The organism is Campylobacter suis, assembly GCF_905120475.1.
Taxonomy (GTDB): domain Bacteria; phylum Campylobacterota; class Campylobacteria; order Campylobacterales; family Campylobacteraceae; genus Campylobacter_A; species Campylobacter_A suis.
In genome coordinates, this window is the sequence record NZ_CAJHOE010000001.1 from 794099 (window position 1) to 807562 (window position 13464).

16 protein-coding genes are annotated in these 13464 nt (G+C 37.8%); 8 read left to right on the forward strand and 8 right to left on the reverse strand.

The features are described 5' to 3' along the window. The 3 genes from LQV35_RS04130 to ruvX are packed head-to-tail and all read left to right on the forward strand — an operon-like array spanning position 1 to position 2565. A complete protein-coding gene (locus tag LQV35_RS04130; RefSeq protein WP_230056591.1) occupies positions 1-1404 on the forward strand; it encodes a divergent polysaccharide deacetylase family protein in 1404 nt (467 codons plus the stop codon). Next, positions 1388-2167, forward strand: a complete 780-nt coding sequence (gene dprA, locus LQV35_RS04135; protein WP_230056592.1) for a DNA-processing protein DprA — start codon at positions 1388-1390, stop codon at positions 2165-2167. The genes LQV35_RS04130 and dprA overlap by 17 nt, the downstream gene beginning before the upstream one ends. Continuing rightward, complete coding sequence (gene ruvX / locus LQV35_RS04140; protein ID WP_230056593.1) at positions 2164-2565, forward strand: Holliday junction resolvase RuvX; 402 nt, start codon at positions 2164-2166, stop codon at positions 2563-2565. The genes dprA and ruvX overlap by 4 nt, the downstream gene beginning before the upstream one ends. Positions 2566-2593: 28 nt before the next feature. Here the strand turns inward: ruvX and LQV35_RS04145 are convergent, their stop codons facing one another. Both LQV35_RS04145 and nusA read right to left on the reverse strand, forming a co-directional pair. Next, a complete protein-coding gene (locus LQV35_RS04145; RefSeq protein ID WP_230056594.1) occupies positions 2594-3229 on the reverse strand; it encodes an NAD(P)H-binding protein in 636 nt (211 codons plus the stop codon). A 5-nt stretch (positions 3230-3234) separates the two neighbouring features. Then, the gene (nusA, locus tag LQV35_RS04150; protein ID WP_230056595.1) at positions 3235-4341 is read right to left on the reverse strand and encodes a transcription termination factor NusA; all 1107 of its coding nucleotides are present in this window, start codon (positions 4339-4341) and stop codon (positions 3235-3237) included. Between the two features lie 148 nt (positions 4342-4489). On the opposite strand from nusA, the gene LQV35_RS04155 reads away from it, so the two are divergent. Genes LQV35_RS04155 through LQV35_RS04170 form a run of 4 tightly spaced genes read left to right on the forward strand, consistent with a single transcriptional unit; the run spans position 4490 to position 7199 of the window. Beyond that, entirely contained in the window at positions 4490-4732 is a 243-nt protein-coding gene (locus LQV35_RS04155) for an HP0268 family nuclease (protein ID WP_230056596.1), read from the forward strand. Then, complete coding sequence (miaB, locus tag LQV35_RS04160) at positions 4729-6030, forward strand: tRNA (N6-isopentenyl adenosine(37)-C2)-methylthiotransferase MiaB (RefSeq protein WP_230056746.1); 1302 nt, start codon at positions 4729-4731, stop codon at positions 6028-6030. Before LQV35_RS04155 ends, miaB begins: the two co-directional genes overlap by 4 nt. Further along, complete coding sequence (locus LQV35_RS04165; protein WP_230056597.1) at positions 6014-6754, forward strand: lysophospholipid acyltransferase family protein; 741 nt, start codon at positions 6014-6016, stop codon at positions 6752-6754. Before miaB ends, LQV35_RS04165 begins: the two co-directional genes overlap by 17 nt. Further along, the gene (locus LQV35_RS04170; protein WP_230056598.1) at positions 6744-7199 is read left to right on the forward strand and encodes a hypothetical protein; all 456 of its coding nucleotides are present in this window, start codon (positions 6744-6746) and stop codon (positions 7197-7199) included. The genes LQV35_RS04165 and LQV35_RS04170 overlap by 11 nt, the downstream gene beginning before the upstream one ends. On the opposite strand, the gene LQV35_RS04175 is transcribed toward LQV35_RS04170, so the two are convergent. From LQV35_RS04175 to LQV35_RS04190, 4 genes are read right to left on the reverse strand one after another with little or no spacing between them, the layout of a single operon-like run. After that, complete coding sequence (locus tag LQV35_RS04175) at positions 7189-7437, reverse strand: DUF333 domain-containing protein (protein ID WP_230056599.1); 249 nt, start codon at positions 7435-7437, stop codon at positions 7189-7191. The genes LQV35_RS04170 and LQV35_RS04175 overlap by 11 nt on opposite strands. Before the next feature lie 55 nt (positions 7438-7492). After that, positions 7493-9307 carry an ATP-dependent DNA helicase RecG gene (recG, locus tag LQV35_RS04180; RefSeq protein WP_230056600.1) on the reverse strand — a complete coding sequence of 605 codons (1815 nt, stop codon included), beginning with the start codon at positions 9305-9307 and terminating at the stop codon, positions 7493-7495. Then, positions 9304-10530, reverse strand: a complete 1227-nt coding sequence (locus tag LQV35_RS04185) for a M16 family metallopeptidase (RefSeq protein ID WP_230056601.1) — start codon at positions 10528-10530, stop codon at positions 9304-9306. Before LQV35_RS04185 ends, recG begins: the two co-directional genes overlap by 4 nt. Then, positions 10531-11577, reverse strand: a complete 1047-nt coding sequence (locus LQV35_RS04190; protein WP_230056602.1) for a dehypoxanthine futalosine cyclase — start codon at positions 11575-11577, stop codon at positions 10531-10533. A gap of 142 nt (positions 11578-11719) precedes the next feature. On the opposite strand from LQV35_RS04190, the gene LQV35_RS04195 reads away from it, so the two are divergent. Continuing rightward, the gene (locus LQV35_RS04195) at positions 11720-12058 is read left to right on the forward strand and encodes a hypothetical protein (protein WP_230056603.1); all 339 of its coding nucleotides are present in this window, start codon (positions 11720-11722) and stop codon (positions 12056-12058) included. Positions 12059-12084: 26 nt separating this feature from the next. Here the strand turns inward: LQV35_RS04195 and LQV35_RS04200 are convergent, their stop codons facing one another. After that, positions 12085-12492 (reverse strand): NfeD family protein, encoded by a 408-nt coding sequence (locus tag LQV35_RS04200; protein WP_230056604.1) that lies wholly within the window; start codon positions 12490-12492, stop codon positions 12085-12087. Beyond that, a complete protein-coding gene (locus LQV35_RS04205; protein WP_230056605.1) occupies positions 12489-13403 on the reverse strand; it encodes an SPFH domain-containing protein in 915 nt (304 codons plus the stop codon). Before LQV35_RS04205 ends, LQV35_RS04200 begins: the two co-directional genes overlap by 4 nt. Positions 13404-13464: the final 61 nt, after the last annotated feature.

Consider the following 13464-nt stretch of genomic DNA (forward strand, 5'->3'; position numbering starts at 1 on the left):
TTGGCTAACAAAAAATCTACGGCACCAGCCAAAAAACGCTCGAGCAAAGGCAAAAAGCCTGCGCTTGGGCGAACTAAAATTTATGTTGCACTTTTACTTTTTGTTCTGTTATGTGCTGGACTTTTTTATCTTGCACTAGATAGCAAAAAACCAAATTTAACCGAACAACCAAAACAGCAAAAATCAGAGCAAATCAAAGCCGTAAATGTCGCAGAAAAGATAAAAAAAGAGCAAAAAAATGTACGAGAGGTTATAAAATTTGACAAAGATGAAAATCTAAGTAAAATTTTCCTTGACCCAAAAAGCATAGACGAAACGCATGCACTCTCGCAAAAACCAAAACCAAAAACACCAAAAGAGCAGCCTATTAAAAAACTGCCTAATGATAAAGTTTTGGATATAAAACCTGAGACTAACGCAACAAAAGCACAAGATATTAATAACACAGAGACAAATCAAAGTAAAACTTACACGCCAACAGAGCTTGATGTCATATTTAGTGACAAGCTAACGACTGATGATTGGCGCAAAATATCCATAAAATCAGAAGAAAATTTAACAAAACCTGCAACACAAGCCGAAAAAAAGCCTGAGCAAAAACCACTAAATCAAGAGTCACATATAAAAGAAAAAGCAGAAAAACAAGAGACAAAAAAACAAATTCAAAAAACTAAAGACCAAACCCAAAACACAAAATTTAGCGAGTATAAAACAAAAAAACAAACTGGATCAAAATACCTAAATACAGGCAAGCCGAAGCTAGCCATAGTTATAGATGATGTCGCGACACATGCGCATGTAAACATGATGTTATCAACTGGACTAAAGATGACGCCATCCATTTTTCCTGTCTCAAAAAACTACCCAGACACCAAAGAGATAGCCAAAAAATTTGGCTACTTTATGATACATCTGCCTATGCAAGCACAAAACTCAAGCAACCAAGAGCCAGAAACTCTTTTGGTAGATGAAAGCTCTCAAAGCATAGAAAAGAAGATAAGAAAAATCCGCGCCGACTTCCCGAAAGCAAAATTTATAAACAACCATACTGGCTCAAAATTTACGAGCAACTTTAACGCCATAAATAAGACATTTGAGATACTACAAAATCAAGGCTTTATCTTCATGGACAGCAAAACCATAGCCTCTAGCAAGGTCGAACTGGTTGCAAAAAATCATAAAGTACCCTACTTTTGTAGAGATGTATTTCTTGATGATACAGACAGTGTTTCTAAGATACAAAAACAACTTGAACTAGCTGTGCATATCGCCAAAACAAATGGTGTTGCTATCGCCATAGGTCATCCGCGAAAAAATACGATAGCCGTATTAAAATCAGCAAATGAACTACTTAAAGATGTAGAACTTATCTATATCAATGAAGCTTATGAACTGCTTAAATAATCAAATTTTTCCGCACGAGCTAAAAAGGCTAAAAAATATCCCAAAAGAGCTTTTTTACAGCGGAAATTTGGAGTTGTTAAGCCTGCCAAAAGTAGCAGTCGTTGGCTCAAGAAAAGCGAGTGTTTATACAAAAGAGTGTGTTAACGAGCTTTGTAAAACGCTTGTAAATTTTGGTATTTGTGTAGTTAGTGGGGGTGCTATAGGTGTTGATATAGCCGCACATAAAGCATCTTTACCTTGTACCATTGGTGTTTTTGCAACTGGTCTTGATACCATATATCCACCATCAAACACAAAAACTATAGAGCAAATTTATGCACAAGGTCTTGCATTAAGTGAATATCCAGCTAAAACACCTGCTCTTGGCTTTCGCTTTTTAGAAAGAAACCGCATAGTTGTAGCTCTCTCACAAGCCCTTGTCATAGCACAAGCGGACTTACAAAGTGGCTCTATGCAAAGCGCAAGGCTAGCAAGTGAGCTTGGAGTACCGATATTTGTCCTGCCACAGCGTATCAATGAAAGTCGTGGCACAAATAAACTCTTAAGCGAAGGTAAGGCAAAAATCATAGATAACTTTGAAAATTTTGCTAGCATTTTTGGCAAAAAAAGTGAAATTAAAACTCAAAGTGATGAGATTTTAGAATTTTGCAATGGTGGCATTTCACTTGATATGGCGCTTTCAAAATTTGGCGATAAGATTTATGAGTATGAACTTCTTGGCAAGCTTGAGATAAAAAATTTACAAGTAAAAAGCATGGCATGACAAGCACAAAAAAGATCAAAATCATCGCACTAGACATAGGTCTTAAGCGCATAGGTATGGCATTTTCTTACGGCGAAGTAGTCTTACCTCTTACACCCATACTTCGTAAAAATCGCAACCAAGCCGCGCGAGATGTAAGTGAAGCAATAAGACAAAGAGAAGCTGAAATTTTAGTTGTTGGTGTTCCGCTTGGGGGCGCGAGTGAAGATGAGATGAAAAGGCGGATTAGCCATTTTGTATCACTTTTAGAGTTTGATGGGGAAATTTTTTACCAAGATGAGGCGCTAAGTAGTTTTGAGGCAAGTGAGCTTACAAAAGATGAGCGAGATGGTAAATTTGACAGCGTAGCTGCGATGATAATATTAAAAAGATACATTAATAAAACTAACAAAGCGTAAAAAACAACTACGATTTTTACAAAAAGTATTAGCCTAAAATTTCAAATACAAAATACTCGCAAACTCCTAAGCTTCTATCCTGAGCCTTAAGTATCGCCGCTTTTGCTATCTGCTTGCCACCTAAGGGCTGATATGTTTTTAAAAATCCCTTTGGCAAAATTTTAAAAAGTTTTATAAAAATCCACTCTCCAAGCCTAAATTGAGCTCTTTTACCATCAATCAAAGGCGCTCTTACAATATGTAGAGCTTTAAATCTTAAACCCCTTATCGCGTCCTCAACCTTGCCTTTTGTACAAAGATAGAAATTTTTTGAAGTAGAATTTGCATTTGGAGCAGAGATTAGGATAAATTTTTGAACACCTGATATTTTAGCAACTTTTGCGATTTCAAAAGTATATGTAAAGTCTACCTTGATAAAATTTGCACGAGTTTTTGCCTGATTTATAGTAGTACCAAGAGCGCAAAAAACCTCATCTACGCCATATAAACTAAGTTCTGAAATTTTTTCAAAATCAATAACCCTTGTTTCAAGTTTGGCGCTAGAAATTTTAATCTCTCTTCTAGCCCAAACTATAACTTTGTCATATCTTTCATCGGCTAAGAGCTGAAGTAAAATTTCACGCCCAACCACACCAGTTGCGCCAACAACCAAAGCTGTTTTCACAAATACTACAAATCCCCAAATAAAGCTTTTAAATCACGAGTCATGCTATTGCCATCGCTGTTTGTTTTTGCACCGCCAGCACCGAGCTCATTTAACTCTATCTCATAGCCAGTTAGCATGCTTGCAAGGCGGATATTGATGCCAGCTTTACCTATGGCCTTACTTTTTTGATCACTCACAAGGCTTACTATAGCCTTTTTGTAATCGATCTTTACAGAGCTAATAATGGCTGGACTCATCGCACGAGTGATAAAGATGATAGGCTCGTGAGAGTACTCAACAACATCGATATTTTCGTTTTTTAGCTCCTTACTTACAGCATTTATACGCACGCCTTTAGTACCAACGGTAGCACCAACAGCGTCAATGCTAGGAGAAACTGACATTATCGCCACTTTTGCCCTCTCTCCAGGTATGCGCGCACTACCTTGTATGACAATACCACCATCTTTTATCTCAGGCACTTCAGCCGTTAAAAGTGCCTCAAGAAATTTAGGGGATGTGCGAGAAAGTTCTACTTTTATGCCCAAATTTTTATCACTATAAACTTTTCTAATAACCGCTTTTACAACATCGCCCATCTTAAATTTTTCACCTTTTATGCGGTATTTACGCGGTAAAACTGCGCGAAGCTCATCTACTTCGATAAAGGTATTTTCCTGCTCATCAACACGCACAACCGTTCCAAAAACAACATTTCCAACCATCTCTTCATATTTTTGAAAAATTTTCTCTTCAACAAGTCTTTGTATATGAAACTCAAGCTCTTTATGAAGCGTTTGAGCAGCTGTTCTACCTAGGTTATCAAGGCTTAGCTCATATGTGAGTTCATCTCCAACTTCCACGCTTCCGTGAATCTTTCTCGCCTCACTGACGCCTATAAAATGTTCGTTATCTTCGCTTAAACGCTCATCATCATTTGCTAATATCAAAATTTTTTGATAAAGCTTTAAATTTTTATTAGCATCAAGGCTTACATCATACTCGTAATGCTCACCATACACATGTCTTGCAGTATTTATCAAAGCACGCTTTACACGCTCTTTAACATCATCTATCTCAAGCCCTTTTTCGTTTGCTATAGACTCTATAATATCTGAAATTCTTTCCATTATCTCTCCGTTGTTGACGATAAATTTTGGGATTTAAATCGTGAAGTTTGATAATTATACAATTTTGTTACTAATAAAAAGTTTAATGTGCTTTTTATTAGCATTTTGATATACTCACGAATTCAAAAAGTCAAAATAAGGATAAAAAATGGAGTTAAAACTTGCTAGAAACGAGATAGACGCAAAGCCAAAAGCTATCTCACTTGATAAGATAGAAGCTGCCGTAAATAAAGAGGGACAGAAAATTTTTTACTTTGATAAAGAAAATAGCCACAAACAGCTTATAGCCCTTGTTGAACACTTTGAAGAAAAGGGGCTTAGTGTGTATCACAGAACGGTTAAGTACGGACTTGATGACAACGACTATATGTATGAAGTTCATATATTATAATGGCTAAAAAACTATTTATTCAGACACTAGGCTGTGCGATGAATGTCCGCGATAGCGAGCATATCATCGCTGAGCTAAAAGATAAAGATGACTATGAGCTCACAAATGAGATGGGCGAGGCTGATCTCATACTTATAAACACTTGCTCTGTGCGCGAAAAGCCTGTGCATAAGCTTTTTAGCGAGGTTGGGGCATTTGAAAAAGCTAAGAAAAACGGCGCTAAGATCGGTGTTTGCGGATGTACGGCAAGCCATCTTGGGAGTGAAATTTTTAAGCGCGCACCTTATGTTGATTTTGTGCTTGGCGCTAGAAATGTGAGCAAAATTTCAACTGCCGTAAAAACACCAAAATTTATCTCAACTGATATAAACTACGATGAGAGCGACTACGCATTTGGCGAGTTTCGTGGCTCTCCGTATAAAAGCCATATCAACATCTCAATCGGTTGTGATAAAAAATGCACCTACTGTATCGTGCCACACACTAGAGGCGATGAAATTTCAATCCCTGCAAATCTTATAGTAAAAGAGGCGCAAAGAGCTGCCAAAAGCGGTGCGAGCGAGATCTTCTTACTCGGTCAAAATGTAAATAATTATGGAAAAAGGTTTTCAAACTCGCACGAGAAGATGGACTTTTCAGATCTTTTGGTAAGGCTTAGCGAGATTGATGGCATTGAGCGTATCCGATTTACTAGCCCACATCCGCTTCATATGGATGATAAATTCCTAGAAATTTTTGCCAATAATCCTAAAATTTGCAAGTCCATGCATATGCCACTTCAAAGCGGAAATACAAAGGTATTGCGCGAAATGAAGCGCGGATATACAAAAGAGTGGTTTTTGGACCGCGCGCAAAAACTTCGCTCGCTTTGCCCTGATGTAAGCATCTCAACCGACATCATCGTAGCTTTTCCTGGCGAGAGCGATGAGGAGTTTGAGGATACGATGGATGTGATAGAAAAGGTGAGGTTTGAGCAAATTTTTAGCTTTAAATACTCTCCACGCCCGCTTACGAAGGCGGCTGAATTTACAAATCAAATCGATGAAAAAGTAGCCTCCGCACGCCTAACACGCCTGCAAGCGCGCCATAATGAGATACTTGATGAGATAGTGGCGGCGCAAAATGGCAAGGTGTTTGATGTTTATTTTGAAGAGCTTCGCGCAAACGGCGGTGTGGCTGGGCGTAGCTTTAATAACTTCTTAGTTCAAGTCCAAGGTAGTGAAGAGCTACTTGGCAAGACGCTAAAAGTCCGCGTTGATAATCCAAAGCGCATGGTGCTTTATGGCGAGTTGGTTTAAAAAATTTAAGCTAAATTGCGCTGTGATTGCGATAAATGCGCTGATTTGGTTTATATTTTTGACCTGCAAAAAAACTTATACAAATACCAAGCTCCCGCAAGATGGCTGTGTCGTTGTATTTTGGCACGGTCGGCTTGCTTTTATGAGCTTTGCATACTTAAGATACTGGGGCAAGGACTTTGGCGGTAAAAAGGCTGGCAAGGTCATCATAAGTGATCACAGAGATGGCGAGCTAATAACAAAAATCATAAAATTTTTTGGTATCGGCACCATCCGCGGAAGTAGCTCAAGAGGCGGTGCAAAGGCGCTCATCGAGGCACTTCGTGAGATAAAAAATGGCACCGATGTCATCATTACGCCAGATGGACCACGCGGACCAAGACATAGCGTGGCTGATGGAGCGGTCGTGATAGCACAAAAAACCAATCGTGAAATTTACGCGCTAAACTATGAAGCAAGCTCATTTTGGGAGCTAAAAAGCTGGGATAAGATGATAATCCCAAAACCATTTTGCACTATAAATTTCAGTCTCTCAAAGCCATTTAGTGTGGCTGATATGTCACAAGATGAGGCAAAAGAGCTCATTCAAAATAAGCTGTGGCTAGCTAGCGAGCAAGATGGCGGAAAAAGTGCCTTGCAAAATAAAAGCGACTTTGTGGCAAACCTTAAAATTTGGTGGGCTAAAAAAGCAAAGAAGCAAAACGAGCAAAGCAATGAGAGCTAAAAATTTAGCCCTTATTTTAGGCATATCGATTGTTTTACTATTTTCATTTTTCTTTGCGACTAATGGCTCGTACCAGCTAAGTTTTAAAGCAAGATTTTACGAAAGTATCGGAAACTACGAGCAAGCCTTACAACTAAGCAAAGAGGCACTTAGCATTGATGCATATAATAAGATGGCAACCGCAACACACGCAAATGCTACGAACTCACTAAAATTTGTAACCTACATATCCCAAGGCAACGAATATCTAAGTAAAATTCGTGCAATGAGCGATAAAGGCGTAAGCAAGGCGGATAGAGAGCGGATAAAAATCATGTGCGAGATCATGATCGATGATTTTGTAACTCTTACAAGTGTTTACACAAGAGATGATGAGCTGCGTCAAAATGCCAAAGATATGTATGAAAATTTTCTAAAGCTAAAAAGTGAACTTTTTAAGGATTAAGCTTTCGTGAAGCCTCATAAAGCTCCCAAGCATCAACTACTTTTACAGGGCTTAGCCTGCAAAGAAGTCGCTTATTTGACTCAGTTTTTACCCTTGGTAAAATTTTACCGCCAACTTGCACGCAGTATCTAGCTGTAGGATCATCTAGTTTTGTTAGACGCTCCTCTAAACTCTTTTTTGTACAACCTGCAAAAATCACACACACTATACAAAGCAAGAAAATTTTTATATTTTTCATTTTTTATCCTTTTATTAATGAGCAATAAAATAGCAATTAAGTAACTTCATGCATTTTAGACATAGCTTAATTTTTGCACCCTATCCTTTGCTGCAAGGGTTATCTCTTCTTCATAATCATAATACTCAAATGTCGCTCCATGCTGCACGCTACCGTTTAATATATCGCCGCTTTGGCGGTTTTTTAGGTCAAGTTCAGCTATCTTAAAACCATCAATCGTTGCCGAAAATTCAGTAAGTCTTGCAGGGATGGCTTTAAGTTTTGTATATAAAAAACAATACCCCTCACCGCCGTTTCTACCAACACGACCACGCAACTGATGAAGCGTAGCAAGTCCAAGCCGTTCAGCCCCAACAACTAATATCGTACTAAGTCGCGGCAAAGATATACCTACCTCAACGATCGTAGTAGCAAGTAAAATTTCACCCTCATCACGAAATTTAGCTAAAATTTCCTCTTTATTTTTATCTTTTCCATGCGTTATAAAGACATTTTTAAAATTTTTAAGCCAAAACTCGCTTGCCTCACTCAGGCTTTGATAGTTAAAATTCTCACTACTTTCAACAAGCGGATAGACGATGATGGCTTGCCTGCCCTTTGCTATCTCTGAGCGCAAATGGCTTAAAAACGACAAAAAGTCCGCATTTTTAATGACTTGCGTTCTTATATGCTTTTTAAAAGGAATTTCTCGTAAAAAGCTATAACTCACCAAAGATGAGTTAATAAGCGTAAGAGTGCGAGGTATAGGCGTGGCTGAGAACTGAACAAAAGTAGCCATACGGTCACCATCTTTTACAAGCTCTTCTATCTTTGCGCGCTGTGCTGAGCCAAAACGATGTTGCTCATCAACCATAACAAGTGGAGCTTTTGGTAAATCAGTATAAAGCAAAACATGGGTGCCGATTATTAAATTTGCGCTATCTAAGTTAGAATTTTTTTCGCCACTCTTTAACAAAACAACACGCATAAACTCTGGTAGCAGTCGCACAGCCTCACTATAAAGCTGCTCAGCCAAGATACTTGTTGGAGCCATCAAGACAGCTTTTTGCGGATAAACACTAAGAGCACCAGCAAGCATAACGATAGTCTTTCCGCTACCAACATCTCCCATCACCACTCGCCTCACAGCGTGATTGTTTTTTAAGTCTGTCCTTATATCGTAAATAGCCGAAATTTGGTCATTTGTTGGACTAAATGGCAAATTTTTTAACCACTGCTCAATCTCAAAAAGCTCCACTTTTTGATTTTTATAGACTAGTTTTTTTGAATTTAGTTTTTTTATATAGTTAAAAATTTCTACAAATTTTAAAACATTCGTATCAAGCTCACCACTTCTTAGCTTCTCAAGCAATAAAACAGCATTTTCATCGCCACCATGAAGCGATAAAAGATATGAAATTTCTAAGCCATTTAGACCTTCATCTATTAAATTTTGCTCATTTATATATTTTGCGATAATTTTTAACAGCTTCTCATCTTTCATATCGCGACGAAATTTTGGAGTGATAGTGCCAGTTTTTGTGATGATTTTTGGATTTGTAAGCTGCCAAGCTCCATAAGCATAGGCGCAAGTACCGCTTAAAATAAGCTCTTTATGTACTTTAAAGGCACCATAGTGCCAGCTCTTTGCGTGAAATATAACTATCTTTATCTCACACTCCCAAGTCTTGCAAAAAGCACTAGCTACAAGCATGCCACCATTTGCACGCCGCAATGATGAAATTTCAGCCTCAACGCAAACCATGCCTTGTCTTGGGCTTTGCGTAAGAAAACTGCTTTCAAAATTTTTTGGTAGACAAAGTGCTAGGTCAAGCAGGCTAAATATACCAATGCTTGCTAGCTCTTCACGGTCTTTTGGCTCAAATTTCATTTTCCATCAAAAAGCACACAAAAGCTTAGCTTGCCTATCTCGCTGTGTGATGAGATGAAGCTATTTAGCTCATCTTGTGTTAGTTGCTCTATCTTTTTAAGCTCTTGGATAAATGAGCCAAGCTTTTCGCCCTTATAAAACTCATCTTGAGCTATATTTAAACGCTTAAAAAGCGTTTCTAAACGCAATGGCAATGAACCAAGTAAAAATTTCTTTGCTTGCAAAAGTTCAGATTTACTTACACCATTTTTAATAAATTTCTCAAATTCTGCCCTTACTACGCTTATCGCTTCGTCCTTGCTCTCATTTTTAGTTTGCAAATATCCAAAAACTTGCGTACTAGAAAGACCATAAATTCCTCTAGCATAAGCCGCATAAGCAAGACCACGCTTGACGCGAATTTCCTCCATTATACGCGATCCAAAGCCACTTTCTCCAAGTACGAACATCGCAACACTAGCCTTAAATCTCTCATCTTTAGCAACATTAAACGGCGAACCAAAGTAGATATAAGCTTGTTCACTTTGCTTTGTGATAATGCTAGTTTCGCACTTATCGCTCGTTTTATAAATTTCAAGCTCGCGCTTAGAGCCAACATTAAGCACGCTTAAGGCACTCTTTAACTCATCAAGCTCATCAGCTTTTACATCTCCACCAAAAACTATAAATAAATTTGAAAGATCCATATGTAAACTCAAAAACTCACTTATATCTTTTAGTGAAATATCTTGTAAACTCTTGCTTGTGCCAATAGTTGGCTCAGCCAAATTTGTGCCATTATAAAGCATTTTGTAAAGCCCGCATCTTGCTAGATAGTCGTTGTCATTTTGGTTATTTGAGATCTCACCAAGCGTGATGGTTTTGCACTTAGCAAGGCACTCATCAGTTAAATTTGGATCGCGAAGCAACTTTTCTAGCGAACTTAACGCAAAAGAAAAATGCTCTTTTAAACAGCTAATATCAATCCCAAATGTCTCAAATCCAGCACTCACATCAAGGCTTATCGCCCTGCTCTCAAGCTCTCTAGCAAAAGCTACCGAGCCCATTGTTTTCGTGCCTTCATTTAGCATATTTGCAGCCAACCTAGCAAGTCCTGACTTTTTATTTTTGCACGCACCGGCTACTTTAAAAACAAGCTTTAAATTTGCCACTTCAAGCGAATTTGAGCTTTCAAAAACAACTGGAATTTCTATATTTTTTACATTTAAATTTAAAATTTTCATCTAAAATCTTTCTAAAATATCATAGTTTGTGTTGCGCTTTGCTGGCTTTTCACCAACATCTCGTATCAACTCTATCATCTGAGCCTGATTCATTCTAAATGCTGCGCCAGCTGCTTTTACGACATTTTCTTCCATCATGGTGCTACCAAGATCATTTGCACCAAATTTAAGTGCCAACTGACCAACATAACTACCCTGCGTAACCCAACTACTTTGGATATTTAAAAAGTTATCTAAAAAAAGTCTTGATACAGCTAATAGGCGCAAGTAACGGTTTGAGCTTTGCTTAGAAATTTCAGGATGTTTTGCCATAAGCTTTGTGTTTAATCCCTGAAAGCTCCAAAGTATAAATGCACGAAAACCGCCTGTTTCATCTTGTAAATTCCTAATATGATCCCAATGCTCAACTATCTCGCGCGTAGTCTCAACAGTTCCAAACATCATAGTTGCAGTAGTTTTTATATCAAGCTTGTGCGCTTGTCTGTGGATATCTAGCCAAACAGTGGTATCACACTTTTTTGGAGCTATGATGTCGCGTACTCTATCGCTTAAAATTTCAGCCCCAGCACCTGGCATAGAGTAAAACCCTTTATCTTTTAAGCGCTTTAAAACCTCTGTTACTGAAATTTTAGAAACTCTTGCTATATAGTCTATCTCAACCGCAGAAAATCCGTGTATAGTTATGCTTGGATAGTTTTTTGTGATAAACTCCACGAGCTCCTCATACCACTCTATTTTTAATCTTGGGTGCACTCCACCTTGAAATAAAATTTGTGTCCCACCTATCTCTATAAGCTCCTCTATCTTTTTACCAATCTCCTCAAAGCTAAGGACATAGGCATCTTCCTCTTTTGCATGACGATAAAATGCACAAAACTCGCAATCCACCCAGCAAACATTTGTGTAGTTTATATTTCTATCAACAATAAATGTCGTAGTGCCATCAGGATGTAGCTGCTTTTTTCTGTCATAAGCCATGGCACCAAGCTCGTGAAGCGACGCATTTTCTATAAGATCAACCGCTTGCTCTATACTAAGTCTATTCAAAATTTTCCTTTTACTTTTTATACAAGTTTAGCAAAAAATGCTTTAAAATTTTAGAAAACATCAAATATGTTTAAAAATTTTTAAACATATTATAGGTAAAATTATCCAATGGCTTTGCCATAAATAAATCTAAAGGATAGATATGAAAAAGTTTGCTTTAAGCGTTTGTGCTATTTTATTTATCGCTGGTTGTGCTACATCTCATCAGACTCATAAACACCATGAGATGAACACTACTAACGCTAGCTGTGGTTGCAAAAAAGGACATCATCACCATCATCATATGCACGGAGCCATGATGCCTGTTCCAAATGATGCGACCCATAAAGATGTAAAAGCTGGCACACCTATGCCAAACGATGCAACACATAAAAATTTAAAAGCTATGCCACATGACAAAAATCACGCCCATATCAAGCCAGGACAAAAAATGCCTTGCGATATGGCTCATCAAAATGCTGGACTTTGCACAGTAAAATAAGATGACAACTAGCCCAAAATTTTGGGCTAGTTTTTTATAATAACTTCATTGCCTTTTGTGCCTAGGATTTCTACTTTATCTCCGTTTTTTAAATCCAAATTCGGATCAAAATGCCAAAAAGTACCCTTAAAATATACCATATTTTCTCGCACTTCCCCAATTCCGCTTTGAGTTAGAAACTCAGCTTCAAAACTCTCTTTTGGCTTTATCAAACCAAGCATTCTTTTTCTAAACAAAAAAGCAAAAACAACTGCCAAAGTCAGAGAATAAAGCAAACCAAAATACCAAGCAAAGTCGCCAAATATCACACTTATGACGCCAGTTACAAAAAATCCTATACCACAAAAAAATAGGTAAAAAGATCCAAATGCAAAAATTTCAGCTACGCCCAAAACAGTGCCAATAGCCATCAAAACATAACCGTTAATCATCATTTTTTAGAACCTAAAAATTCTTTTAAAACACTCATAGAGCCTATCATCTCGCTAGCTTCATAAGGGACTAAAATTTTATCCTTTGAGCTATTTTTAGCAAGCTCATTAAACGCCGAAACTCTATCCTTAGCAAGCAAAAACTCAGCAGCCTTTGCGTTACTAGCCATACTAGCGTTTATCATATCCATAGCCTCTTTTTGGGCTGTTGCAAGGGCTATTTGCTCATATTTTTTAGCATCAGCCATACGCTCTATCGCCTCAGCCTGAAGTACCTTTTCTTGTTTATTTGCCTCTGCATTTCGTATAAGTGCCGCCTTATCAGCCTCAGCTTTTAGCTCTATTGCACGCTTTTCACGCTCTGCTTTCATCTGCATATTCATAGCTTCCTCTATGCCAGCAGGCACTGAAATTTCAGAAATTTCCACACGCATTATCTTTACACCCCAGTTATTTGCAGCATCGCCTAAAGCTACCTGAAGTGCTGCATTTAAACGATCTCTTGAGCTTAAAGTATCATCAAGATTCATAGCCCCTATCTCGCCGCGAAGCGTTGTCATGGCTAAATTTCCGATAGCTCGCTTATAACTTTCAACATTATAAAGCGCCATTTTGCCATCAACAACCTTTAAAAAGACGATACCATCTACACTGATATTAACATTATCTTTAGTGATAACTTGCTGCTTTGTTATATCAACAAGCTGCTCTCTTATAGTTATAGTCTCTCTAATGCGATCAATAAACGGGATAATGATGTGAAAACCTCCATCAAGAACACTGTGAAATTTACCTAGTCGCTCGACGATTAAGATATCAGACTGGGAAACTATCTTTATAGCACTTTTTAAAAAAACTATAAGCAAGATTACCAAAACTACCAAAAATACGACAACTGACTCATCTACTTGCATTTTACTTCCTTATTATAAAATTTTTGTTATCATATCACAAATTTTCATCTTTTAAAAGGAA